Annotated in this window: 22 protein-coding genes; 9 read left to right on the top strand and 13 right to left on the bottom strand. The window is 36.6% G+C overall.

Annotation, left to right across the window (positions count from 1 at the left end; translation table 11 throughout):
- The first annotated feature begins 21 nt into the window (after nt 1-21).
- The 3 genes from trpS (at nt 22) to AC5XHR_RS09120 (ending at nt 3,395) form a co-directional block, all read left to right on the top strand.
- Complete coding sequence (gene trpS / locus AC5XHR_RS09130) at nt 22-990, top strand: tryptophan--tRNA ligase (RefSeq protein ID WP_495950467.1); 969 nt, start codon at nt 22-24, stop codon at nt 988-990.
- 104 nt (nt 991-1,094) lie between these two features.
- Entirely contained in the window at nt 1,095-2,441 is a 1,347-nt protein-coding gene (locus tag AC5XHR_RS09125; protein ID WP_495950466.1) for a sensor histidine kinase, read from the top strand.
- A gap of 39 nt (nt 2,442-2,480) precedes the next feature.
- Entirely contained in the window at nt 2,481-3,395 is a 915-nt protein-coding gene (locus tag AC5XHR_RS09120) for a DUF8428 domain-containing protein (protein ID WP_495950465.1), read from the top strand.
- 31 nt (nt 3,396-3,426) lie between these two features.
- On the opposite strand, the gene AC5XHR_RS09115 is transcribed toward AC5XHR_RS09120, so the two are convergent.
- The 5 genes from AC5XHR_RS09115 to AC5XHR_RS09095 all read right to left on the bottom strand — a co-directional run bounded on the left by AC5XHR_RS09115 (nt 3,427) and on the right by AC5XHR_RS09095 (nt 8,080).
- Nucleotides 3,427-4,125, bottom strand: coding sequence for a YjjG family noncanonical pyrimidine nucleotidase (locus AC5XHR_RS09115; RefSeq protein WP_495950464.1), 699 nt, complete (start codon nt 4,123-4,125; stop codon nt 3,427-3,429).
- Nucleotides 4,126-4,337: 212 nt separating this feature from the next.
- On the bottom strand, nt 4,338-4,928 hold the full coding sequence (locus tag AC5XHR_RS09110) for an RNA polymerase sigma factor (RefSeq protein WP_495950463.1): 591 nt from the start codon (nt 4,926-4,928) through the stop codon (nt 4,338-4,340).
- Between the two features lie 182 nt (nt 4,929-5,110).
- On the bottom strand, nt 5,111-5,602 hold the full coding sequence (locus AC5XHR_RS09105; RefSeq protein WP_495950462.1) for a hypothetical protein: 492 nt from the start codon (nt 5,600-5,602) through the stop codon (nt 5,111-5,113).
- Between the two features lie 75 nt (nt 5,603-5,677).
- Nucleotides 5,678-6,955, bottom strand: a complete 1,278-nt coding sequence (metK, locus tag AC5XHR_RS09100) for a methionine adenosyltransferase (protein ID WP_495950461.1) — start codon at nt 6,953-6,955, stop codon at nt 5,678-5,680.
- A gap of 177 nt (nt 6,956-7,132) precedes the next feature.
- Nucleotides 7,133-8,080, bottom strand: a complete 948-nt coding sequence (locus tag AC5XHR_RS09095) for a hydrogen peroxide-inducible genes activator (protein ID WP_495950460.1) — start codon at nt 8,078-8,080, stop codon at nt 7,133-7,135.
- Nucleotides 8,081-8,181: 101 nt separating this feature from the next.
- Here AC5XHR_RS09095 and AC5XHR_RS09090 point away from each other — a divergent pair, with 101 nt between their 5' ends.
- The 5 genes from AC5XHR_RS09090 to AC5XHR_RS09070 all read left to right on the top strand — a co-directional run bounded on the left by AC5XHR_RS09090 (nt 8,182) and on the right by AC5XHR_RS09070 (nt 12,475).
- Nucleotides 8,182-9,669 (top strand): catalase, encoded by a 1,488-nt coding sequence (locus AC5XHR_RS09090; protein WP_495950459.1) that lies wholly within the window; start codon nt 8,182-8,184, stop codon nt 9,667-9,669.
- Between the two features lie 137 nt (nt 9,670-9,806).
- On the top strand, nt 9,807-10,574 hold the full coding sequence (locus tag AC5XHR_RS09085; RefSeq protein ID WP_495950458.1) for an enoyl-CoA hydratase-related protein: 768 nt from the start codon (nt 9,807-9,809) through the stop codon (nt 10,572-10,574).
- 14 nt (nt 10,575-10,588) lie between these two features.
- Nucleotides 10,589-11,017: a deoxycytidylate deaminase gene (locus AC5XHR_RS09080; protein WP_495950457.1), complete on the top strand. Its 429-nt coding sequence runs from the start codon at nt 10,589-10,591 to the stop codon at nt 11,015-11,017.
- A 27-nt stretch (nt 11,018-11,044) separates the two neighbouring features.
- Nucleotides 11,045-11,950 carry a site-specific tyrosine recombinase XerD gene (xerD, locus tag AC5XHR_RS09075; RefSeq protein WP_495950505.1) on the top strand — a complete coding sequence of 302 codons (906 nt, stop codon included), beginning with the start codon at nt 11,045-11,047 and terminating at the stop codon, nt 11,948-11,950.
- A gap of 6 nt (nt 11,951-11,956) precedes the next feature.
- The gene (locus tag AC5XHR_RS09070; protein ID WP_495950456.1) at nt 11,957-12,475 is read left to right on the top strand and encodes an NUDIX hydrolase; all 519 of its coding nucleotides are present in this window, start codon (nt 11,957-11,959) and stop codon (nt 12,473-12,475) included.
- Here AC5XHR_RS09070 and AC5XHR_RS09065 read toward each other — a convergent pair.
- The 8 genes from AC5XHR_RS09065 to AC5XHR_RS09030 form a co-directional block, all read right to left on the bottom strand.
- Entirely contained in the window at nt 12,461-12,922 is a 462-nt protein-coding gene (locus AC5XHR_RS09065; protein WP_495950455.1) for a heme-binding domain-containing protein, read from the bottom strand. The two genes, AC5XHR_RS09070 and AC5XHR_RS09065, sit on opposite strands and share 15 nt — an antisense overlap.
- Entirely contained in the window at nt 12,903-14,561 is a 1,659-nt protein-coding gene (locus AC5XHR_RS09060; protein WP_495950454.1) for an Ig-like domain-containing domain, read from the bottom strand. The genes AC5XHR_RS09065 and AC5XHR_RS09060 overlap by 20 nt, the downstream gene beginning before the upstream one ends.
- 25 nt (nt 14,562-14,586) lie before the next feature.
- Nucleotides 14,587-15,861 carry a serine hydrolase domain-containing protein gene (locus tag AC5XHR_RS09055; protein ID WP_495950453.1) on the bottom strand — a complete coding sequence of 425 codons (1,275 nt, stop codon included), beginning with the start codon at nt 15,859-15,861 and terminating at the stop codon, nt 14,587-14,589.
- 83 nt (nt 15,862-15,944) lie between these two features.
- The gene (locus AC5XHR_RS09050) at nt 15,945-16,874 is read right to left on the bottom strand and encodes an NAD(P)-dependent oxidoreductase (RefSeq protein WP_495950452.1); all 930 of its coding nucleotides are present in this window, start codon (nt 16,872-16,874) and stop codon (nt 15,945-15,947) included.
- A gap of 30 nt (nt 16,875-16,904) precedes the next feature.
- On the bottom strand, nt 16,905-17,429 hold the full coding sequence (locus AC5XHR_RS09045; RefSeq protein ID WP_495950451.1) for an acyl-CoA thioesterase: 525 nt from the start codon (nt 17,427-17,429) through the stop codon (nt 16,905-16,907).
- 11 nt (nt 17,430-17,440) lie between these two features.
- Complete coding sequence (locus AC5XHR_RS09040; RefSeq protein ID WP_495950450.1) at nt 17,441-18,097, bottom strand: hypothetical protein; 657 nt, start codon at nt 18,095-18,097, stop codon at nt 17,441-17,443.
- Between the two features lie 84 nt (nt 18,098-18,181).
- Nucleotides 18,182-20,302: a TonB-dependent receptor gene (locus tag AC5XHR_RS09035; protein ID WP_495950449.1), complete on the bottom strand. Its 2,121-nt coding sequence runs from the start codon at nt 20,300-20,302 to the stop codon at nt 18,182-18,184.
- A gap of 187 nt (nt 20,303-20,489) precedes the next feature.
- Nucleotides 20,490-21,227, bottom strand: coding sequence for a WG repeat-containing protein (locus AC5XHR_RS09030; RefSeq protein ID WP_495950448.1), 738 nt, complete (start codon nt 21,225-21,227; stop codon nt 20,490-20,492).
- A 324-nt stretch (nt 21,228-21,551) separates the two neighbouring features.
- Here AC5XHR_RS09030 and AC5XHR_RS09025 point away from each other — a divergent pair, with 324 nt between their 5' ends.
- Nucleotides 21,552-24,314, top strand: coding sequence for a bifunctional aconitate hydratase 2/2-methylisocitrate dehydratase (locus tag AC5XHR_RS09025; RefSeq protein WP_495950447.1), 2,763 nt, complete (start codon nt 21,552-21,554; stop codon nt 24,312-24,314).
- Nucleotides 24,315-24,627 lie beyond the last annotated feature (313 nt).

The following is a 24,627-nucleotide window of genomic DNA, read 5'->3' as shown; positions in this document are numbered from 1 at the left end:
CTCTTTTAAAAAACCATAAAAATGTCAAGAGTTTTAACCGGAATTCAAGCTACCGGAACACCGCATTTAGGAAATCTTTTAGGTGCTATTATTCCCGCAATCGAACTTTCTAAAAAGGAAGAAAACGAATCTTTTTTGTTTATCGCGAATCTTCATACCTTAACGTTGATTAAAGATGCCGAAACCCTAAAACAAAACACGTACGAGATTGCAGCGGCTTGGCTTGCGTGTGGTTTAGATACGGAAAAAACATATTTCTACAGACAAAGTGATATCCCACAAACTTGCGAATTAACATGGTATTTGGATTGTTTTTTCCCTTTCCAAAGACTTCAACTAGCTCATTCATTCAAAGATAAATCCGATCGTTTGGCGGATGTAAATGTTGGATTATTTAATTATCCGATTTTGATGGCTGCCGATATTTTATTGTATGATGCCGAAATCGTTCCTGTTGGGAAAGATCAGCTTCAGCATTTGGAAATCACACGTGATGTTGCCGAGAAATTCAACCGTCAAATGGGTGAAGTTCTTACACTTCCATTGGCTGAATTGCAAGAAGATACAAAATACGTTCCTGGAACAGACGGCCGAAAAATGTCAAAATCTATCGGGAATATCATCAACATTTTCCTTCCTGAAAAGGAATTGAAAAAACAAGTGATGAGCATTGAAACGGATTCTAAATCTTTGGAAGAACCTAAAGATCCAGCTACAGATAAGGTTTTTGCGATTTATCAATTAATTGCAACCCCAGAGCAAACGGAAACGTTACGTGAAAAATATCTTGCCGGTAACTTTGGTTATGGACATGCAAAAACGGAACTTTTAAACCTTATTCTAGAGCGTTTTGCAAAAGAAAGAGAGGTTTTTAATTACTATATGGATCATTTGGACGAATTGGAAGCCAAACTTCAAGAAGGTGCTGCTAAAACACGTCCAATCGCTCAAAAAACATTGGATAAAGTAAGACAAAGTTTAGGTTTGTAAGCTTTTGAAGTATCTGAATTTAAAGCCATTTGAAACATTCTAATTCTTTTAGGAATCGAATTTTTCTCGCCATTGTTGTGACGAGCGCGGTTTTTGTTTCGCTAATGGCTTATATTAATTACCGTCAAAACGCAAAGGCTTTTCGACAATCCAAACTCAATCAAATCGAGCGAGTAAACAGCCGTGTTCAAGAAACGTATCGCTATATTTTGAATTCGAGTACGGATACTGCCGATTACGACCAGCTGAAATACGCTTTTACCCAACGTGTTTTTGAACTTTCGAACGTTCATAAAACCAATATAAACATCTACGATTTGGACGGAAATTTGTTGGGAAGCAACCGATTGCAAACAGACTTTCTACCATCAAAAATTCGCAGTGAACTAAGCAAGAATTTTGAATATGCGCAAGACAGCCTGATCAAAGACACGGGAAAAACCGTATTTAGCAAGTATTCTTATTTAACAAAGAATGGAAAGAATCTCGCTATTCTCAACACGCAAAACATCGTGTCCAACACCTCGTTGAATTTGCAATTGATGGAAGCGTTTAAATACTACATTTTTGCTATTATCTTTCTTGTTCTTATCTCTGGAATTGTAGCTTGGATTCTGTCTCGAGGTTTGACGGCAAAAATCCACAATGTTTCGGAAAAATTTGAAGCTACTGACGTTCGGATTCTTGACCAACCTATTGATTATCAACAAAATGACGAAATTCAACCTTTGGTTAATGCGTACAACAACATGCTTGGAAAACTGAAATACCAAACGCAGATTATCCAAAAAAGCGAACGAGAAGAGGCATGGAAGGAAATGGCGAAACAAGTCGCACATGAAATCAATAATCCATTGACTCCGTTACGATTAACGATTCAAAATTTCCATAGAAGATACGATCCTGACGCGCCTGACAACAAAGAAAAAGTTAGAGCATTGACAGAATCTGTCGTTCACCAAATTGATATGATTTCGTCCATTACCAAGTCGTTTTCGGATTTTGCAAAAATGCCTTCGAATCAGGACGAGGAAATTGATATTGTAGAAACGATTAAAAGAACGCTCGATATTTTCCCGCCAACCATTGTTTCATTCACCTCAAATGTTGACTATCTGAATTATCAAATGGACAGTTTGTATTTAACACGAATTGTAACCAACATCGTAAAAAACGGAATTCAAGCCACTCAAGATTTCATCGATAAAGAGATCAAAGTGCAGCTTATAGATCATCAAGATGATTTCGTCATTCAGATTATGGATAACGGTTCTGGAATTTCGGATGAACATCGTAATCAGATTTTCGAACAGGATTTTACCACGAAATCAACGGGGATGGGACTCGGCTTATCCATGGTAAAAAAGATTGTGGAAGACTATAAAGGACAAATTTGGTTTGAAACCAAAGAAGGCGTTGGAACCACTTTTTACGTTAAATTCAATAAATAACCGTATTTTTGCAACTTCTTTTGGTAAAAAAATGCAACAATGAAGGATAAAATCCTAATCATATTAACCATTTTAGTTCTCTCCTTGTCTGGTTATTTGGCCTACGACCAAATCAGCAATGGATTGTCGACGGCCGAAGTTAAAAGTGAAATGAACGACCTAAGGTCAGACTATGCACTTATACAGCATGATTTAGAATCAAGTTTGAATTCGCTTCAGGTTAGTAACGAAGTTATCGCTTCTCAGAAAAGCAAAATCGAAACGTTGCTGAAAAAAAACGAACTAACAGAACGTGAACTTGCGGAAGCAAAAAAAATCATGCAAAGCATTTCTAGATCCGTTATGGAAGAATATCAGCTACGAGTTCGTGGTTTACAACGTGAGAAAGAACTTTTGGTACAAAATCAGCACACGAACGACACTGAACTGGCGGTTTTGAACGAAAAAATCAGTAATCTAGAAAATTCCAATAAAAAAATAGCTTCCAAATACGAGCAAGATCGTTTGGATGTGGAGCGAAAAATGCGCGCTTTGGAAAACACCTCTACCCTTTCCTTATCTAATTTCACCCTAAAAAGTTTTAAAATAAGAAACAGCGGTAGAGAAATTGAAACCGAAAAAGCATCTCGAATTGATAAGATAAAAGTAAGTTTCGACATCAATGAAAATCCACTTGCCTCGTCTGGAAAAAAGGAAATGTTTATTGTGGTTTACAAGCCTGATGGAAAATTAGCCACATTTCAAAATGCACCAACGGGAAGCTTTGCAACCAATGGAAAACGCCTTTCGTATTCGGATCGAATTTGGATAAATTACAGCAAGGAATCGAAGAAAACAGTGGATTTTGAATGGGATAATACCGAATTCAAACGCGGAAATTATATTATTGAAGTCTTTGAAAATAACGCCAACAAAATCGCAAAAATTGGAGGCGCCATAAAAAAATTAGATTAAAAAAACACCCAAATTTAGGTGTTTTTATTTTTTATAAAATCGCTTTAAGTTCTTCTAACTTGGTAATCGTAATAAAATTATCACCTTCATTCTGATCTAAAAACACGTCGAAGAAAACGGCTTCCATACCAAAAGCTAAAGCGCCTTCCACGTCGGCAATCCAGTCATCACCAATCATTATAGATTCTTCAATTTTGGCTCCGGCTTTATCGACTGCGAACTGGTAGATTTCTGCATGAGGCTTTCTGATATTGATTTCATCCGCACTGGTAATGGTTTTGAAATAGCCTTTAATTCCAGACAATTCTGCCTTTCTATTGGTATCTTCATAGAAACCATTCGACAAAATATGCAATTCGTAATCTTTTGTTGAAAGGTATTCTAAAAGAGAAAAAGCACCTTCAACCAATTCATTATAATTCAGAATAACTTCAAGAAAATCGGCATCAAACTTCATTGATAAATCGAAATCATCAATTCCGAAAAACAAAAAAGAATCGTAAAAACGGTGTTTACGAAGGTATTCTTTATCTATTTTTCCGTCACGAATTTTTGCCCAAAGATCTTCGTTAATCGTATAATATTCGTTGTGAAATTCTTCAAAATCGAGTTGATATTTTTTTCCAACTTGTTCTCTGTGGAAAATTTCTTTTAGCGCGAGATACGCATTTTTACGATGATCCCATAATGTATTGTCCAGATCAAAAAAAATGTGCCTTATGTTTTTCATAGGGCACAAATTTACTAAAATAATATCCGATTAGTTCTTAGAAACGAGGAAGGTTTGGTTACCTTTTCGTAATACTTCGATACTTTTGGAGAACTCGAGAAGAAATTTGATCGTCTTAGCTTTGGGACGAAAATTCTTTCCGTTTAAAATGTCAAGTTTTTTCATAGGCGAAAAATAAGTTATGACATTAAAACGAATATTTTTTTTAATTATTATTTCGTGAGGACCATTTTATTTTCCTCCATAATTTTTCTAAGGTTAATTAATGCATAACGAACGCGCCCCAATGTTGTATTGATGCTCGTTCCCGTATGTTCGGCAATATCTTTAAAGCTTAATCCATCAAAAAAACGAAGTTTCACCACTTCTTTTTGATTGTCTGGTAAACACAAAATCAATTTATGTAAATCTTCAAAAATCTGAGCAGTAACCAATTGATCTTCAATATTCTCAGACGGCTCACGAATCAAATCAAAAATGCTGAATTCATCACTTTCAAACGAAGTTTCAGAAACTTTGTGATTTTTTGATTTTAATCGGAAATGATCGATGATTAAGTTATGCGCAATTCGCTTTGCCCAAAGAATGAATTTTCCTTCTTCGTTATAGCGGCCTTCTTTTAAAGTAATAATGATTTTAACAAAGGTATCTTGAAAGATATCATTCGCAAGCTCGGTATCCATCACTTTATAAAAAATGAAGGTAAAAAGCTCCTTCTCGTGCCTCTCAATTAATGCAGACAAAGCTGCCTCATTGCCTTTTTGATACTGAAGTATCAACTGACTATCTACAATTATACTCATACTATTTACATCATAAAATACGCATGGTTCATGTAAAACCAAGAGTATTAGTCGTTAAACAATTTTGAGTATTTTTTTATCGATAGAGTAAGAATTTGTGTTTCTGCGGCTAAAAGTACACAATATTTTAATACAAATTAACACTTTTTTGAAAAAAATAACTTTTCAAGCGTTTTAAAATGCTATTTGCTTAGTAAATCGTGAATCATCACGGTTGGAATATTGAGTGTAAAATTGAAATTAAAGCCTTTCAATTCCTTTCCATTGAGTCCTTTTTTATCTATAGAAAAGGCATAACCGCCAGTAATATCCAACATTCCTAAAATGTTAATTCCAATTTTCGGAGCAGCATATTTTGTTGTTACTTCAGCACCCGCAAGAAAATAATAGGAGTGAAAAAAATCGACATTTCGTTCGAAATTAAGAAGTATATCGCCTTGAACTTTCGGCATAATTGCAAATTCACCATTCGTGAAACCCATTAACGCGGAAGCTCCCAAACGATAAACGACATCATCATTGTTCAAAAACAACAATTTTCCACCGACTTCTCCAAAACTTTGATTTTGGTAAACGTAACCTACATTCACCAATTTATGCATCGTCATTTGCGAGAAAGCAAATGCACTCACAGACAAACACATAACTAAAAATATCTTGGATACAATTTTCATCGAGTTGAAATTTAGACGCCAAAGGTAAAAAAAATAGCTTTCATAAAAAAAGCTGCCTTGCGGCAGCTTTCGGTATTATAAAGAAAATTCTTTTTTAATTTCATCTACTTTATCTAGTTTCTCCCAAGTGAAGAATTCTAGACCTTCGATCGTTTTTTCGTTCTTATGACCTTTGTTAAACGTCTTATTACCCACGTAATACTCTTTCCCCATGTGGCCATAAGCTGCGGTTTCCAAATAAATAGGATTACGCAATTTCAAATTTTGCTCGATTGCATACGGTCTCAAATCGAAAACTTTCTGAACTTTTTGAGCAATTTCTCCATCAGATAAACCAACTTTGGATGTTCCGTATGTGTTGATGTACAACCCACAAGGTTCAGCTACACCAATCGCATACGATACTTGAACCAAAACTTCATTAGCAACACCAGCTGCAACTAGGTTTTTAGCAATATGACGTGTCGCGTATGCCGCACTTCTATCTACTTTTGATGGATCTTTTCCTGAGAAAGCACCACCACCGTGAGCTCCTTTCCCACCGTAGGTATCAACGATAATTTTTCTACCCGTAAGACCAGTATCTCCGTGTGGACCACCGATTACGAATTTCCCTGTTGGGTTAATATGATATTTGATTTGATCATTGAAAAGCGCACGAATTTCTTCTTTTTGCTGCTCTCTAACTTTCGGAATCAAGATCGACACAATGTCATTTTTGATTTTCGCTAACATTGCTTCTTCCGAACCAAAATCATCATGTTGCGTAGAAACTACGATAGAATCAATACGAATTGGTTTGTGATCATCCGAATATTCAATAGTAACTTGAGATTTCGCATCGGGTCTCAAATAAGGAATTGTTCCTGATTTTCTAAGATCCGCTAATTCTTTAAGAATAGAATGTGCTAGATCAAGCGCCAAAGGCATATAATTGTCGGTTTCGTTAGTTGCATAACCAAACATCATCCCTTGGTCACCCGCACCTTGAGCATTTGCTCTTGTTTCGAAATCCGCATCTTCTTTTGCACGGTCAACACCTTGGTTAATATCTGGAGACTGCTCATGAATTGCCGAGATCACCCCACAAGAATCACCATTGAACATATATTCGCTTTTGGTGTACCCAATATTGTTAATAACGTCTCTAGCAATCGTTTGAACGTCTAGATAAGCTTCTGACTTTACTTCACCAGCAAGAACCACCTGTCCTGTTGTCACTAAAGTTTCGCAAGCTACTTTAGAGTCTTTATCATAAGCTAAAAAATGATCGATAAGCGCATCAGAAATCTGATCTGCAATTTTGTCCGGATGCCCTTCTGACACCGATTCCGATGTAAATAAATATGACATAATATCAAAAATTATGATTGTTAAAACTCGGAAAAAATAAAACGATTGCAGTAAAGCCTAAAAAGAATAATTCAGTTTTAGCATTTTTTATTGAGGTCGCAATCAGTCAAATTTTTCCTCTTGAAATTTCTGTTGCAAATTTACAACCTATATTTTAATTTCCAAAAATAAATTTACTTATTGTGGTTTTACAGGTTCAAATTCCGCGGGAGCCTTAGTATAATTCAGTTTTTCTTCAACAGAATTTTTTATAAATGCAACCAATTCGTCAATGATTTTTTGTTTATAGGTTGGCTTATAATAAATTACACTGATCTCTCGGTACGGAAAAGGCTTTCTAAAATGATGCACTTTTGCCTTCTGCTCCGCTGCTAACTGATGAACCGCCAACTCCGGTAAAATGGACATTCCTCCGACTTTATCCACCATTTGAATTAACGTATTAATATTCGAAGCTAAGAATTCTAAATTCTTTGGTTTTAACGAATTTTCTTTCAAATGACAGATATTTTCAAACTGAGTACGAAGACAGTTTCCCTGTTCCAACAACCAAACTTTCTCCACATCAACTTCGTCAGGAACGATGTATGCACCGTCTTTAGCCAAATCTCCCGATGTATAAAGCAACAACTCTTCATTGAAAATAGGATCGTTGTAAAATTCTTGAGCAGCATCGTAAGGAGTTGAGATAATTCCTGCATCCAATTCTCCCGTTTTAAGACCTTTGATGATGTTTTCTGTGGTCATTTCTTTAATATTGAACTCAATTTTCGGATTTTGTTGAAGAAAATCAAAAATTTCGGTTGGCAAAATAAAAGAAGAAACCGTTGGAATAATTCCTAAATTCAACTTTCCAGCTAAGACATTATTCAGCAAACTCGCCTTGTTTTTCAGTTCGTTTACGGAGTCAATCACTTCTTTGGCTTGCTTGATGATCTCAATTCCGATATCCGTGGTACGAATGGGATGCGTCGTTCTATCAAAAATCTTCACGTCCAATTCATCCTCGAACTTCTGAATCATAGCACTCAAAGTAGGCTGTGTAATAAAGCATGCTTGAGCTGCCTTTCCGAAATGTTTGTACTTATCAACCGCGATAAGATATTCCAATTGCTGGATGTTCATTTGATTTGTTTTATCGATGACAAATATATTGAAGATTTCGCTATGTTTCTGTTTTTTTGAATAAATTTACTATCTCAACGTTACCTGTAAAATAGACGATTATGGAAAATGAAAAGTTAACAAACGCAGTTGGATCACCATACTTTGAACATCAAGATTCCCAGACAGTTGGCCCGCGAGGCCCCGTCCTATTGCAAGACTTCATGCTGCAAGAAAACCTTGCTCATTTTGTTAGAGAGCGTATCCCAGAACGCATCGTTCATGCGAAGGGTTCGGGGGCTTATGGGAAATTTACGGTAACACATGATATAAGTCAGTATACCAAAGCCAAACTTTTTTCAAGTATTGGCAATTCCTGCAAAGTTTTTGCTCGATTTTCTACCGTTGGAGGTGAAAAAGGAAGCGCAGATACCGCTAGAGATCCACGTGGGTTTGCTTTAAAATTCTATACCGAAGATGGTAATTGGGATTTAGTGGGTAACAACACGCCTGTCTTCTTTATTAAAGACGCTAAAAAGTTCCCCGATTTTATTCATACACAGAAGCGACTTCCAAAATCAAATTTGAAAAGTGCAACGATGATGTGGGACTTTTGGTCTTTAAATCCTGAGAGTTTGCACCAAGTTCTTATTTTGATGTCCGATCGTGGAACGCCTTACGGATACCGACATATGCATGGGTTTGGAAGCCATACCTTTTCGATGATTAACGCTGAAAACGAACGTGTTTGGGTTAAATTTCATTTCAAAACCAAGCAAGGAATCAAAAACTTCACAGATGCTGATGCAGAAAAAATGGGTGGAACAAATCCTGATTTTGCACAAGAAGATTTGGTTAATGCGATTGAAAACAATGATTTCCCGAAGTGGACTCTATACATTCAAGTGATGACGCAAGATCAGGCAAAACAATTCCGATGGAATCCTTTTGATGTAACGAAAGTTTGGTTCCATGATGAGTTTCCTTTAATTGAAGTTGGCGAATTGGAACTGAATGAAATTCCTAAAAACTATTTTGCTCATGTAGAACAATCGGCATTTTCTCCAAGCCATTTGGTGAATGGAATTTCGTTTTCACCTGACAAAATGCTTCAAGGAAGATTGTTTTCGTATCCTGATGCACACCGCTATCGTTTGGGTGTCAACGCGCATCAGCTAGAAGTAAACCGTTGTCCGTTCTCCGTTTCTAATTTCCAGAGAGATGGTTTCATGGCAGATTCTTCGTCGTATGAAGATGCTCCAAATTACTATCCAAATAGTTTTGGAACCGTAAAACCAGACTCAAATTACTCTGGCTTTGATGAAGAACTGGAAGTACATAAAGTTGCTTTTTACGACCGAAATGAGAACGACAATGACCATTATACACAACCCGGTTTACTCTACTCCAAAGCCATGAATGCAGATGATCGAGATCGATTAATTCAAAATATTGTTGGGCATATGAGTAAAATTGATGGTCCAAAACGAAACGAAATTATTAATCGACAATTATGTCATTTCTTCCGGGCAAACATTGATTTAGGAATGAAAATAGCAACCGGATTACATGTTAACATCGATGCCAATATGATGGCTCACACAAAATAAAATTGATAAAATAAAGTCGCTATTTTTTAGACGAAATATCTCATATTGGATTTCAGAAGTAATGCGTCGCAATAAATTTCTGATATCCAAAAAAAAGTGATACTTTGGCTTCTACATTACGTTTTTAAAACCAAACTATGTCATTTGAAAATATTCTAATTCAAAAAGAAGGAAAAGTTACTATCGTTACTTTAAATAGACCACAAAGCTTAAATGCCTTAAACAAGCAGACTTTAAAGGAATTAAGTACGGTTATGGATGAACTTAATCATAACGATTCGGTTCGTGCAATTATCTTAACTGGCGCAGGAGAAAAATCGTTTGTTGCGGGTGCCGATATTAAAGAATTTTCGGATTTTGGACAAGAAAAAGCAGAAGATCTAGCAAGAACGGGGCAAGACGAAGTCTTCAACAAAATAGAAAGCATGAGCAAACCAGTCATTGCTGCTATTAATGGATTCGCATTAGGCGGAGGATTAGAATTGGCGATGGCTTGTCATTTCCGATATGCCTCTGAAAATGCAAAATTAGGACTTCCTGAAGTTACTTTAGGACTTATCCCTGGTTATGGAGGAACACAAAGACTCCCAAAATTGGTAGGAAAAGGAATGGCGAATGAAATGATTTTTACAGCAAAAATGATTTCTGGACAGCGAGCGAAAGAAATTGGTTTAGTGAATGAAGTTTTTCCTTTGGAAGAATTACTAACAAAAACGTTAGAAACTGCAAATGTTATTGCAAAAAACTCTCCGATGGGGATTTCAAAAGCCATTGCTGCCGTTAATAATTCAGACACGGATTATGGATTTGACACTGAAATTCAATCATTTGGAGAACTGTTCGACTTAAACGACAAAAAGGAAGGTGTTGCTGCCTTTTTAGAAAAACGAAAACCTGAATTTTAGATTTAAATTTTAAAATGACGGTAAATAAATTTGACATCGCTTACTTGAAAATGGCCGCAGAATGGGCCAACCTTTCCTATTGTGGGAGAAGACAAGTAGGCGCTTTAATTGTAAAAGACCGAATGATTATTTCGGATGGTTACAACGGAACGCCTTCGGGTGCACCCAATACTTGTGAAGATGAAAATGGTAAGACACACTGGTATGTCCTGCACGCTGAGGCTAATGCAATTTTGAAATTGGCTAAATCTACCCAATCTGCAAAAGACGCAACCTTGTACATCACCCTCTCGCCATGCAAAGAATGCAGCAAGCTGATCTTGCAGTCAGGAATCCGAAAAGTCATTTATATAAACGAATATTCGGATCATGAAGGCGTCGATTTTTTAAAAGACAATAACATCGAAGTCGTCAGAATTCCCATGGAACAAATGGGACTTTAGAAAAAAACAAAAAAAACACAAAGAATGATGAATTGGGATGAGAAAATTGATGACTTTATCAATTATCTAAAATTTGAGAAAAACTTCTCAAACAATACGCTAGAGGCGTATATGCGAGACATTAGGAAACTAAAAGAATTCGCAGTGGAGAATTTAGACGGCCTGACTCCAGATAAAATCATGCATGAACATTTGCAAGAATTTTTATTCAAACTTTCGAAAGAAAAATTCAGTGAACGATCTCAAGCTCGCTGGATTTCTTCCGTAAAAGCATTTTTCCGCTTCTTAGTGGAAGACGAAATCAGAGAAGACAATCCTGCTGCTTTATTAGAAGGCCCAAAATTGGGATTGTATTTACCCGACACCTTGAGCTACGAAGATGTGGAACGTATCGTAAAAAACATTGACATGTCAACAGATCTCGGCATCAGAAACCATTGTATTGTCGAAGTTTTATATGGCTGTGGGCTACGAGTTTCTGAGTTAATCGAGCTTAAAATTTCAAACATCAACTTCAAAGAAGGCTTTATGAAAGTGGAAGGAAAAGGACGTAAAGTTCGCTTTATTCCTTTAGCTGAATATACTTTGAAATTGGTTCAAAATTACATCAATAACGTTAGAGCAAAAGGTAAAATCAATAAACGATACGAGGATTATCTATTCTTAAACTCTAGAGGATCTAGTCTTTCTCGAGTGATTGTTTTCATTATTATTAAGGAACTTACAGAAAAGGCGGGAATCAACAAAAAGATTTCGCCCCATACATTTAGACATTCGTTTGCGACGCATTTGCTTCAAAATGGTGCTGATTTGCGATTTATACAAGAAATGTTAGGCCATTCGAGCATCACAACAACGCAAGTGTACACCCACTTAAAAACAGAAGAATTGAGGGAAGTAATTTTGAATTATCATCCTCGAAACGCACGATAAAATTTTATGACTGAATTGAAATACTGCCCCAAATGCGGCCAAACCACACTACAATGGAACGGAATTAATAAATGGAATTGCTCCTCTTGCGATTACGTTTATTATCATAATTGCGCTGCAGCTGTGGCAGTATTAATTCGGTATCAAGACGAATTGTTTTTCACAAAACGAAATCAAGATCCTAAGAAAGGTTTACTCGATTTGGCGGGCGGTTTTGTTGACCCGAAAGAATCGGCAGAAGAAACCTGCACTCGTGAATTATACGAAGAATTGCAAATTTCAATTGACCTTAATCGTTTAAAAATCTTAGGTACGCAGCCCAATATTTATCATTACAAAGGTTTTGATTACAATACGGTCGATATTTTCTTCGAATACGAAGTGGAAGAAAAAATGAGTGTAAAACTAGCTTTAGATGAAATTTCTGAAACGGTTTGGGTTCCGATTAAAGATTTGGATTTCGACCAACTCGCTTTTGAGTCGCAGAAAACCTTCCTAAAAAAATACCAATCAAAATTTTCCTGATTTCAATAATTCAGAAAGGTAGTTGATTAAATCTGTTTTTGCTTCTGGAGACATTCTCGCTTCCGGATGCTGTGCAACATAACCTTCTTTGGGCATTCGTTTTTGTTGCAAATCAGCAATCGCATTTTCTAGCATATTTCGTTTCAAATCCTGATTGAACGTTCCCCATTCGGAAAAATTAAGATGTTCTCGCCCTTCATTCACGTGATTTTTAATAGACCACGAAATAGGCGCAATTTTTACATATTGCGGATATTCCGTTTCATTGGAGTGACAATCATAGCATGAATTTTTCAAGGTCTGACGGATGTTTCCCGGAGTTTGAAAAAGATCAACAAAATTCTCAGATTTCTTGACAGGCTTATTCGTAAAATCAACTGGAATCAACTGAATAATAGCGAAAAAAGCGATAATTCCTAGGAGAATTTTAACGATTGGGTGTTTCATTTACTTCTGTTTGTACATTTGAATTCAATGGATCCCATGCATCTTCAATATTATCCCAAAGCGGTCTAATTTCAATTAATTTATCGTAAACAAAAGCTTGTTCCGGCTGTCGTCCTTCCAATAAATTTCCAGAATCCCAATGTCCGTTGTCGTTATTATCTACGAGCAACCTCACATAATACATTCCCGGCTTTAAACCACTAAATTTGAATTCTTGCTCATTTACAAGTTGCGTGTATTTTACCTCATCATTTTCCGAAAGCAATTGCGCCCAGAACTTAGCATTCGGTTTCGAAACCAGTTTCACGACCAGGTTTCCGTAGTTTTCAGGTTTATCAAATTCGAAATTGATTTGATGTGATTTCGGAAGTTTCTGATAATAGGTGCTTACCGTTTCTTTAGGAATCATCAACTCGTATTTTTTTCCTGGTGTCCAGTTGGATTGAATGCGTATTTTACGATTATTCAGCTTTCCGATTTCGGCAGTGAACGCTTGCTGTGTTAAACTATCGACTTTCAATACCCATTTTTCAGGTTGAATTTCCATTATTGGCTTCGTCGATTCTAAAACCAATTCACCCGTTGGAGGCATCAATCCCTGAACCGAATTACGTAGTGTAAACTCTTCTTTTACATTGGCTTTATAATACAAAGAAACGTTTCCTTTCACTGTATCAGCCACGTACGAGAACTTCAAATTCTCATTAATATTAGCTTCTGGAAGCTGAAGTTGCTTATCATCAAACCAAACCATCACCGAATCTGAAAACTTCTGATGTTCTACTTTATAGTCTTTCAATTTCTCCGTTTGGGAAATCATTTCAACTTTTTCAGGCCCACCTTCAAACTTGAACAAAACGCCTCCGTTTTGCTCTTTAGACTCTACAAATTTCACTCTCATTTGCGAAGGATAGGTCTTAATTTTCATCCCAGAAATGCTTTTTTCAACATTCAAAGGTTCATTCTGAAAATAAACATCATCTTTTCCTGGCGTGAAAACAGAATTTTGATCGGTATCGTTAAAAGCGACAATTCTATATTTTCCAGGTGTTAAATAGTTGAGTTCAAAATACCCATCAGGATCGGCTTTTGTAATGTAATAAGGCTTTTTCGTGTAGTCCATCGTATCTTTTTGTTGATACAGGCCTACGACAAACTCATTTTTATCTGTTGCCCCTTTTTTTGCCATAGTAAAACCAGATTTCACCTCACCACTGATGTAGGTTTCTTCAAGTTTATCTCCTGTTGAAAAAGCAAAATTAAAATAAGGCAAAACATTTCCTTCATTAAGATCGGCAATGGCATTTCCCCAATTGAAATTGTAGGTCGTATTTTCTTGTAAATCTTCATCCCACTCCACCAAAACATACTTATTTCCCAACGTTGTCGGAAGAATACGCTTGTACTTGATGGGAGGTGAAATAATCAGATTTTTTTGAACTTCTTTAAGGGTTACATACTCGTTAAAATCCAAACGCAATTGCTTAATGGTTCGTGGAACATTGATACGAGTCGTGTCGATATTAGAACCCACCAATTTCGGTGGAATACTGTCTTTGATCCCACCATTAGGCGAACCAACACGCGCACACGAATACAAAGTACCGAGCAGTAACAGATAAAAAAGAACCTTCTTCATACGATGTTTTGTGCAAATTTAAGGTTTATTCGCTATACATTCCGTTAGAAGCTGTATTTGTCGTATCGAGATTTGTACTATCTGATCCTTGAATGGATTTCTGCAACTTTTCACGTTCGAAAGGATAATCTTCAAATAACGCAGACAAAGCCAAAGCCGAATACACACGATTCGAATATTTATTTCCAATGGCGATAATAGTCACTTTAGAATCTAGTAAATGGGCAAAAACCGTGTTGCTACCGTGCCACCAACCGTTATGATACGTCAGTTTTCTTTGATCGTCGAATATTTTCATTCTAAAACCCAAACCGTAGTTGTTCACGCCTGGTTTTTCATTGCTATACGGCGTAAAGATTTGTTCCTTAAGATCCGCAGTTAAGAAATCTTTAGAAAACATGGCTTTAGAAAACGTAAATAAATCCCGTGGTGTTGTAAATACGTTTTTATCACCATAAATTAAATCCAATTGATCGTATGGATAAACGCGAGGCCCACGTGCATAAAATGATTTCGCCGCTTTCGCTGTATCTTTTTCTTGAAAAATGTAGGTATGTTGCATCCTCAAAGGTTTGAAAATCATTTCTTGCATTGCTTCTGGAAATTTGGTTTTGGTAACCTTTTCAACAATTAAAGCAAGCATTGCGTAATTGGTGTTGCAATACATAAATCCGGTATCGGTTTCTCGAGCCAATTCTGGTTTGAACTGAATCAATAAATCTAAAATATCTTGATTGGTTAAGAATTTTTTATCCAACGTCATCGGACGCGGACTTAATTGATTCAGAAAATACTCATATTTCGGAAGTCCACTTCGTTGATTAAGAAGCGTTTTTACAGTTACTTTTGGGTAAGGAAATTCAGGGAAAAATTTCGTTACATGATCGTCCAAATCTACTTTTTTAGCTTCAACCAATTTTAAAACAGCCATTGCCGTTAATGTTTTACTGATTGACGCAACATGCATAGGCGTTTTATCGTCAATCGGACTTTGCTTTCCATCTTGTGAAAACCCTCTATATTTTTCTAGCAAAATTTTATCACCTTTCGCTACGAGAATCCCACCCCAAAGATCGCCATTTACCCAAACGGATTTGTAATATTGGTCCAGAAAAGATTGTACAAAACCTTCATCCTGAACTTGAGAATCTGCTTCCGTAAAAACAGAATTCACATCGACGTTTCCGTAGTTGGGTAAATTTGAAGAATATTTTCCTGCTTGATCTTGATTGTCTTTCTTACAAGAAATACTAAGAATAGCTATAAAACTAAATAGAAATATGCTTTTGATAGACGACATTTTCTCTCTTTTCAAATAAAATTAAGTCGTGCAATTTAACATAATTTATTCCAAAACGAGGGCGAGAAAATCATAAAGATTTGTTAAGAATACAAGCGTAAAATCTTATCTACAATGAACTGAGCTAATTTTTCTTTGCTCTGTACAGTCCATCCACCGATGTGTGGCGTTACGATAACTTTGTCCGAATGTAATAGATAATCTAAATCGTCATTAGACTCGGTAAGGTTTTCAAAAGAAGCCTTTTCATACTCCAAAACATCTAAAGCCGCAGCCTTTACTTTCCCTGACTTTAGCGCTTCAACTAAATCTTTCGTTTTGATATTTTTTCCACGAGCGGTATTGACTAAATAAAACGAATTTTTTATTTTGGAAATGAAATCCGCATCAATCATGTGATAGGTTTCATCCGTAATGGGAACGTGCAAACTAACAACTTCTGCTCTATTTTGAAATTCTTCTAAGCTTACTTGCGTTCCAAATTCATCCGAAAGATTTGGTAAAATATCATAGAAAATAACTTCGCAACCAAAGCCCGAAAGTCGTTTAGCCGTTGCTTTTCCCATATTTCCATAGCCGATAATTCCGAAGGTTTTTCCAAGCAATTCGTCGCCTCGATTTTCTTCACGAAGCCAAATTCCATTTTTAACTTCAAGAGACGAAATCATCAAACGATGCATCAACAAAAGAAGCATCCCGACAACATGTTCGGCAACAGAATCCCGATTCCCTTCTGGTGAATTGATCAAAGCAATGCCCAATTCATCAGCAACTACAACATCAATATTCTCCATTCCCGCTCCTACTCTAGCGATGAACTTTAAATGACTTGCCTTTCTTAAAAATTGCTCATCCAAAGGAATTCGACTACGAATGATAATACCTTCATAATCCTGAATTTTAGTAAGAACCTCATCGTACGATGAATGATGATCTTCGACCACATCAAATCCTTTGGCGGTAAGCTGTTCCGAAATTAAAGGATGATTTTTGTCGAGCTGAAGAATTTTCATAGCAAGCAATTCAAAATTATCGAGAAAAAATTAGTCAGGATTCGAGCAGAAAAGTTTTTTCAACTCAATTGATTCTTGCGGCTTCATTCTTCCTGAAAGAATTAAAGAAAGTTCTTTTCTACGCATTGCCGCAGCGTGACGCTCAATTTCCACATCAGACTCAGGAATCATATCAGGAATTGGAACCGGTTTATTAAACTCATCTACCGCTACAAACGTATAAATACCCGCATTTGTATGGGTTTTCACTCCTGCAATTGGGTCGTCCAACCAAACATCTACATAAATTTCCATCGAGGTTGAAAATGCGCGAGACACTTTCGACTCCAAAACAACAATTCCGCCTTCTGGAATCGGATGATTAAAAGAAACATGATTCACCGAAGCCGTTACCACACGTCTTTCGCAATGTCTTGCAGCAGAAATTGAAGCACAACGATCCATTTTTGCTAAAAGCTCTCCGCCGAAAAGGTTTCGAAGCGAGTTGGTTTCATTCGGAAGAACGATATTGGTCATAATCGTAAGCGATTCTTGAGCCGTTTTGGTTTTTACCATAAAAAAGAATATTAGGGTGCAGAAACGCTTGAGCTGTCTGCTTTTATTTGATTTTGTTGTAGGCTATCTATCTTTACAGGAGCCGCTTTAGGAATACGATGCGTTGATGTTTTCACTGAAACGTCAAACGACTTTCTGCCAAGAATTCGATCACGTTGCGAATACGCTAAGATGAGAATTCCTGCAATCGGAATAGCAACTAAGAACGTCCACAAAATTGCTTTATTTTGCTTGTAATCTCCTTCGGAACCTGAGTTTTTCGAGTTAAGTTGTTCCAAATTAATTTCTTCTAAACCAAAAAAATCTGGGCTTAATGACTCTACTCGCTCTCCTTTCCATTGAAGTGTATCATTCTCTTTGGTAAGCTTTCCAAGATTTGGAAGTTCTATCTCTCTCGCATTGATCAATGCAATTTTCCAATCTTCAATCTGAGTCGTAATTTGTCTTGAAGACAAACCCGTTTTAGACGAAACATAATCCATCAAACCTTGATCAGAAGTGGTTTCATCATACACAAAACCAATTTCGGTTGCTGGCGGAAGAATGTTTTTGGTACCATCAACCACTTTTGCTCCCGATTGAATCATTGAAAACGTGCCCAAACCTGCAACTTGAGCTCGTTCGTAGCTTTTCAAATAGTCTAAAATTGAAGAAGAAACTGTATTCATAGCGTGGCAAATTTAAGCTATTTCGTACAAAAAATGGTCATCCGAAAATGACCACTCCGTTTTTAGTTTATATGAAATGTGTTTTTATTGAAATTTCCAACTTACGCCAAACATGAAATTAGTTCCTGCTTGCGCGAAATAGAAAGGTGTATCACCATAAACATAACCATTGTTCACGTACTTTTTGTTGAATATGTTATTAACTAAAAGTTTAAATTCAAACGTGTTTTTTGGAAGTTGAAGCACATAACTTGCATTGAAATCCGACAAGAAATACTCTTTTAATCTAAAGTTTTCGTTTTCAGTATTATCCAAATATTGTTTCCCTATGTATTGGTTGGTTAACCCAACTGTAAATTCTTTTGAGAAATCGTAATGCAAACCTAAATTCGCAATAACATTAGGTGAATAGGAGGTTTCAACATTTTTTAAAACAACCAATTCATCATTTTTTAAAGAATTCAATTCTTTGATTTTATTGCTACTGAAGGACAAATTACCATTTACTCGAAATTTTGAAGTCAAATTTGCTATGGCAGCGATTTCGACACCCGCGCGATAGGAATGATCGGCATTTTCACGAACAAACTCTCCAATATCGTTGATCACACCAGAATACACCAATTGGTTTTTGTAATTCATGAAATATGCGTTGGCCGTCCAAGAAAAATTAGGCGAAACTTGTTTTTCAAATCCCAATTCCCAATCTTGAAGAAACTCAGCTTTGGTATTGTTATTTTCTTCCAAATCATCCCGATTCGGCTCTCTTTGAGCGATTGCGTAGGAAAGGAAAATCTTTCCATTGTTGATTTTATAATTTACTCCCGCTTTTGGATTGATGAACATCCAATTTTTATCAAAATTAAAACCTTCGCCGTCACCAGCATCTAAAACCAACGTATTGTAGCCAATATTTCGAACTTGAAGATCTCCAAAAAGCTCCCATCGATTCATTTTATACAACGCTTTGGCAAAACCTGAAATTTCGTTTTTCACAGAACGATTTCGATAGTATTCATGCTCTTGAATTTGTGGAAAATAAACGCCCGTTATATTTCCAAAATGTCTTCCGTAATATTGATTAGCAACGACTCCAAAATTCAAATCGACGTTCTCCAAACGTCCATATAATGTAGAAACAACACCATAGAAATCATTGTCCAACCATTTTTTACGAATGAAATCACTTCGTTTTACCTCAGCTCCATTAACCATCTGATTTGGAAGTTCGTATTTCGAAAATTTAGCGTCTTGCTTGTAGTTTTCGTAGTAGCCTTTTCCTTTTGTATAATGAAGTGTTGTTTCCAATTTCCATATATCCGAAAACTTCTGCTCCCACAATAATTGATAATGATTTTGTCTGTAATTATCGGTTTCGTTATCGTAGAATCCGACAATATTTTCCCAATTAGCATCGTAAATTGCTCCTGAAAAATTGTATTTCGGATTGGTTTTATACGTTTCAGGATCAATTCCATTCCAAGCTTGGTAGGTTTTTTCTTTTCCACCAAAAGCCATCAACCGAACTTTCGTATTGTTTTCTTCGAATAAAGCAGTGAAATTGTACGAATCCAATTTCGAATTTGCGCGATCAATATAGCCATCTGAATGGATTTTAGTATATCGACCCATCAAAGACAAACGGTTATTCCAGAATTTCCCAGAACCTACTTCTGCTGAATATTTGTACGTATTAAATGAACCGTAACTGTTATCGGATTTAATATAAAACGTCTCTTCTGGATCTTTGGAAATCACATTCACACTTGCTCCAAACGCCGAAGAACCATTGGTGGAAGTTCCTACACCACGTTGAATCATAATTTGCGAAGCCGAACTCGTTAAATCGGGAACATTCACGAAAAACGTTCCTTGACTTTCAGAATCGTTGTAAGGTATTCCATTCATCATCACATTGATACTCGTGCCCATCACACCACGAATTCGAAATCCCGTGTAGCCAACGCCATTTCCCGCATCCGAAGTCGAAACAACAGAGGCTTGATTTTTCAACAAAATCGGTAGGTCTTGACCTAAATTTTTGTAATTAAGTTCTTTTTGAACATTGATAACTTCCTTTACCACAGGAAGCCTTTTGGTGAAGTTAACCGACTCAATTTCGGTTACCGTTACAGTGTCTTGCGCCTTTTGTTGCGCAAAACCTAAGGAACTAATGGATAGTCCCATAAATAAAAAACCTTTCATTCTTTTAAATTTCGTTTGTTAAAATTTATTGGAATAAAAGGGGTTCGATAAGTTAGAATACCAGTTCCGAATTCAGCGCTAAATTCAGATTGCTCCCTAAACAGCATTATCTGTTCTAGGTTCCTTGGGTATAATCTCAGCCTTTGACAGCACCCCTAAAATTCAGGGCAAATGTAGTCTTTTTATTTTAATATCGCTGATTATGTTGATCAACATAGAAATAATCAACACCATTTTGAGTAACTTCAAATAAACGAGCGAGTTTCCAACTGAAATTTCGCTTGATATCTTCATAAATAAAGGGAACGATGATGTTATTATGCACATCAACAATTCCGAACATATTGTTATGAACCGCGATAATCATTGGATTGTTAAGATCGTCGCCTTCTAAAATATATAAATATTGATACTGCGGATAAATTGAATACTGCTTGTAATCTAATGGATCTTTAAACGTTTGATTATTGATAATTCCATAAAAGCCGTTCTGCGTATAAGCATTGAATTTCTGCTTCTTAAATTGCGGTGGGCAACTTGCTAGATCCGAATCTACAAACTTGTACACATTACGACCTTTCGCATCAATACGGTAATCGATGTTATTTTTTCGCACAGAAGCATACTGATTGCTGCCGTATTTTCGAGCATTTTGATTGGACGAACTTGTCAAATTACAATCTTCCGCAAAGAAACCAACATTAGAATATTGCGGTTGAATCACAAACTTCCCATTTTGATTAACAAAACCAAATAATCCGTTCTTTTTTCGAGGAATTAATAAGGGAATAGAATCACTTTTCACGACGATTTGCGCTGGGTCCGCACCCAAATCTTCTAGTTTTGCAAATCGTTGCATATCATTATTTTGAGCCCAACTATTTTCACACATAAAAGTAGCCAGGACTACTAAAATCCATTTCATACTTGTTTGTATTTTCAAATTTTTGGCCAAAAATAGGAAAAACAATTGGTGTTCTAAAAAAGCCCAGACAAACCCCTTGATAGAGCCGAATCCGAATATATTCACCTTATCAAATTAACGAAGTGAAAAATTCTATCAATGATTAAAACATCATTTTGAGCTTTAAAACTCTATTTTTCACTTTAATTTACGACAATTCTACCCTTAATAACCTTCCGATACCCAGTAAATTTTTGTAAATTTGCAGCCTATAAATCAATATTTAACATACCCCAAAAACTTCCCTTTTGATGGGCACATCAAAAGAGAGTGAATTCAAGTATTATGAGCGTTTATACAGATTATATTCAAGAGATTGAAGAAAGAAAAGGTCAAGGTTTGCATCCAAAACCAATTGACGGAGCAGAACTTACAAGCGAAATCATCGCGCAGATCAAAGATGCTAACAACCCAAACAGAGCAGATTCTATTCAGTTTTTAATTTACAACACGCTTCCAGGAACGACGCCTGCAGCGGGTGTAAAAGCTAAATTTTTGAAAGAAATTATTCTTGGTGAAACTGCAGTTGCGGAGATTACGCCAAGTTTCGCTTTCGAATTGTTGTCGCACATGAAAGGCGGCCCGTCTATCGAAGTTCTTTTGGATTTGGCTTTAGGAAACGATCAAGCGATTGCAAAACAAGCGGCTGACGTTCTTAAAACTCAGGTTTTCTTGTATGATGCAGATACAGCACGTTTAGCTGATGCTTACAAAGCAGGAAACGCAATTGCAAAAGACATTCTTGAAAGCTACGCAAAAGCAGAATTCTTCACAAAGCTTCCAGAAGTTGCAGAAGAAATTAAAATTGTAACATTCATCGCTGGTGAAGGAGATATTTCTACGGATTTATTGTCTCCAGGAAACCAAGCGCACTCCCGTTCTGATAGAGAATTGCACGGTAAATGTATGATTACCCCAGAAGCTCAGGAGCAAATTCGTGCGTTACAAGCACAACATCCTGATGCAAGTGTGATGCTCATCGCAGAAAAAGGAACAATGGGCGTTGGTTCTTCTCGTATGTCGGGTGTTAACAACGTTGCACTTTGGACAGGAAAACAAGCGAGTCCTTACGTACCTTTCGTGAATATCGCTCCAATTGTTGGAGGGACTAATGGTATTTCACCGATTTTCTTAACAACAGTTGACGTAACTGGTGGTATCGGTATCGACCTTAAAAACTGGACTAAAAAAGTAGATGAAAACGGAAACGTTGTTCGTAACGAAAATGACGAACCTATTTTAGAAGAAGTTTATTCTGTTGCGACAGGTACGGTTTTAACAATTAATACGAAGACTCAAAAATTATACAACGGCGACCAAGAATTAATCGACATCGCTCGTTCTTTAACACCGCAAAAAATGGAATTCATCAAAGCGGGTGGTTCTTACGCGATTGTTTTCGGAAAAAAAATTCAAACTTTTGCAGCACAAACTTTAGGTATTGAAGCGCCAATGGTTTTTGCTCCAGCAAAAGAAATTTCAAAAGAAGGTCAAGGTTTAACAGCGGTTGAAAAAATCTTCAACAAAAATGCTGTTGGCGTAACGCCAGGAAAAACATTACACGCAGGTTCAGACGTTCGTGTAAAAGTAAATATCGTTGGTTCTCAAGATACAACAGGTTTGATGACGGCTCAAGAGCTTGAATCTATGGCAGCGACAGTTATTTCGCCAATCGTTGATGGAGCTTACCAATCAGGATGTCACACCGCTTCGGTTTGGGACAAAAAAGCGCAAACCAATATTCCTAAATTGATGAAGTTTATGAATGATTTCGGTGTAATTACAGCAAGAGATCCAAAAGGTGAATATCATGCAATGACCGACGTTATTCACAAAGTTTTGAATGACATTACAATTGATGAATGGGCAATTATCATCGGTGGAGATTCGCACACAAGAATGTCTAAAGGTGTTGCTTTTGGTGCCGATTCAGGGACTGTGGCTTTGGCTTTAGCGACTGGTGAAGCGTCTATGCCAATTCCAGAATCTGTGAAAGTGACTTTCAAAGGTGAAATGAAACCGTACATGGATTTCCGTGATGTGGTTCATGCAACTCAAGCGCAGATGTTGAAGCAATTTGATGGTGAAAACGTTTTCCAAGGAAGAATTATCGAAGTTCATATCGGTACTTTGTTGGCAGACCAAGCCTTTACATTCACGGACTGGACGGCGGAAATGAAAGCGAAAGCGTCAATCTGTATTTCACAAGACGATACTTTAATTCAATCTTTAGAAATCGCAAAATCTAGAATTCAGATTATGATTAATAAAGGAATGGATAATCATAATAAAGTTCTTCAAGGTCTTATCGACAAAGCAAACAAGCGTATCGAAGAAATTAAATCGGGTTCTAAACCAGCACTTCAACCTGATGCAAATGCAAAATATTACGCTGAAGTGGTAATTGATTTGGACATCATCAACGAGCCAATGATTGCCGATCCAGACGTTAACAACGAAGATGTTTCTAAACGTTATACGCACGACACGATTCGTGATTTGACGTATTACGGCGGAACAAAAGCGGTGGATTTAGGTTTCGTAGGCTCTTGTATGGTTCATAAAGACGACCTTAAAATCGTTTCGCAAATGTTGAGAAATGTTGAGAAAAAAGAAGGTGAAGTTAAATTCAACGCACCATTAGTGGTTGCAGCGCCTACTTACAACATCATCGATGAATTGAAAGCAGAAGGCGATTGGGAAATGCTTCAAAAATATTCTGGATTCGAATTTAATGACGATGCACCGAAAAATGCAGCGCGTACAGAATACGAAAACATCATGTATCTAGAGCGTCCGGGATGTAACCTTTGTATGGGTAACCAAGAAAAAGCGGAAAAAGGAGATACCGTAATGGCGACTTCTACGCGTCTTTTCCAAGGTCGTGTGGTGGAAGATAGAGATGGTAAAAAAGGTGAATCTTTATTGGCTTCTACTCCTGTGGTTGTTCTTTCGGCTATTTTGGGTAGAATTCCGAATATCGAGGAATACCAAGATGCTGTTGAAGGTATCAATTTAACGAAATTCACACCGATTTCTTGCCACTAAGAAATCTTTGAATATAAACAAAAGACTGCTCGATTTGGGCAGTCTTTTTTGTTTGGAAATTATTTAATTAAATGCAAAGACAAACAAAATTTAATTCTAATGCTTACTTTAAATGAAAAAAAAAGTCGCTTCGCTTCTCATAGGATTGAAAAATTTGTATTTAAAAAAAATAAGTGAAACACTGTTGTCTTTCTTAAATAATAGTAAATAATACCTGAGCATCGTTTAACCTTGCGATTAAAAAAGTCTAACTAGTTTCATTCAAATCCTAAAATTGTCGCGATAGGCATTATCAACTGAACACAAATTCGCT

It is taken from the genome of Kaistella sp. CFF1-2 (genome assembly GCF_059509915.1).
This window is presented reverse-complemented; position numbering and strand designations above follow the sequence as displayed.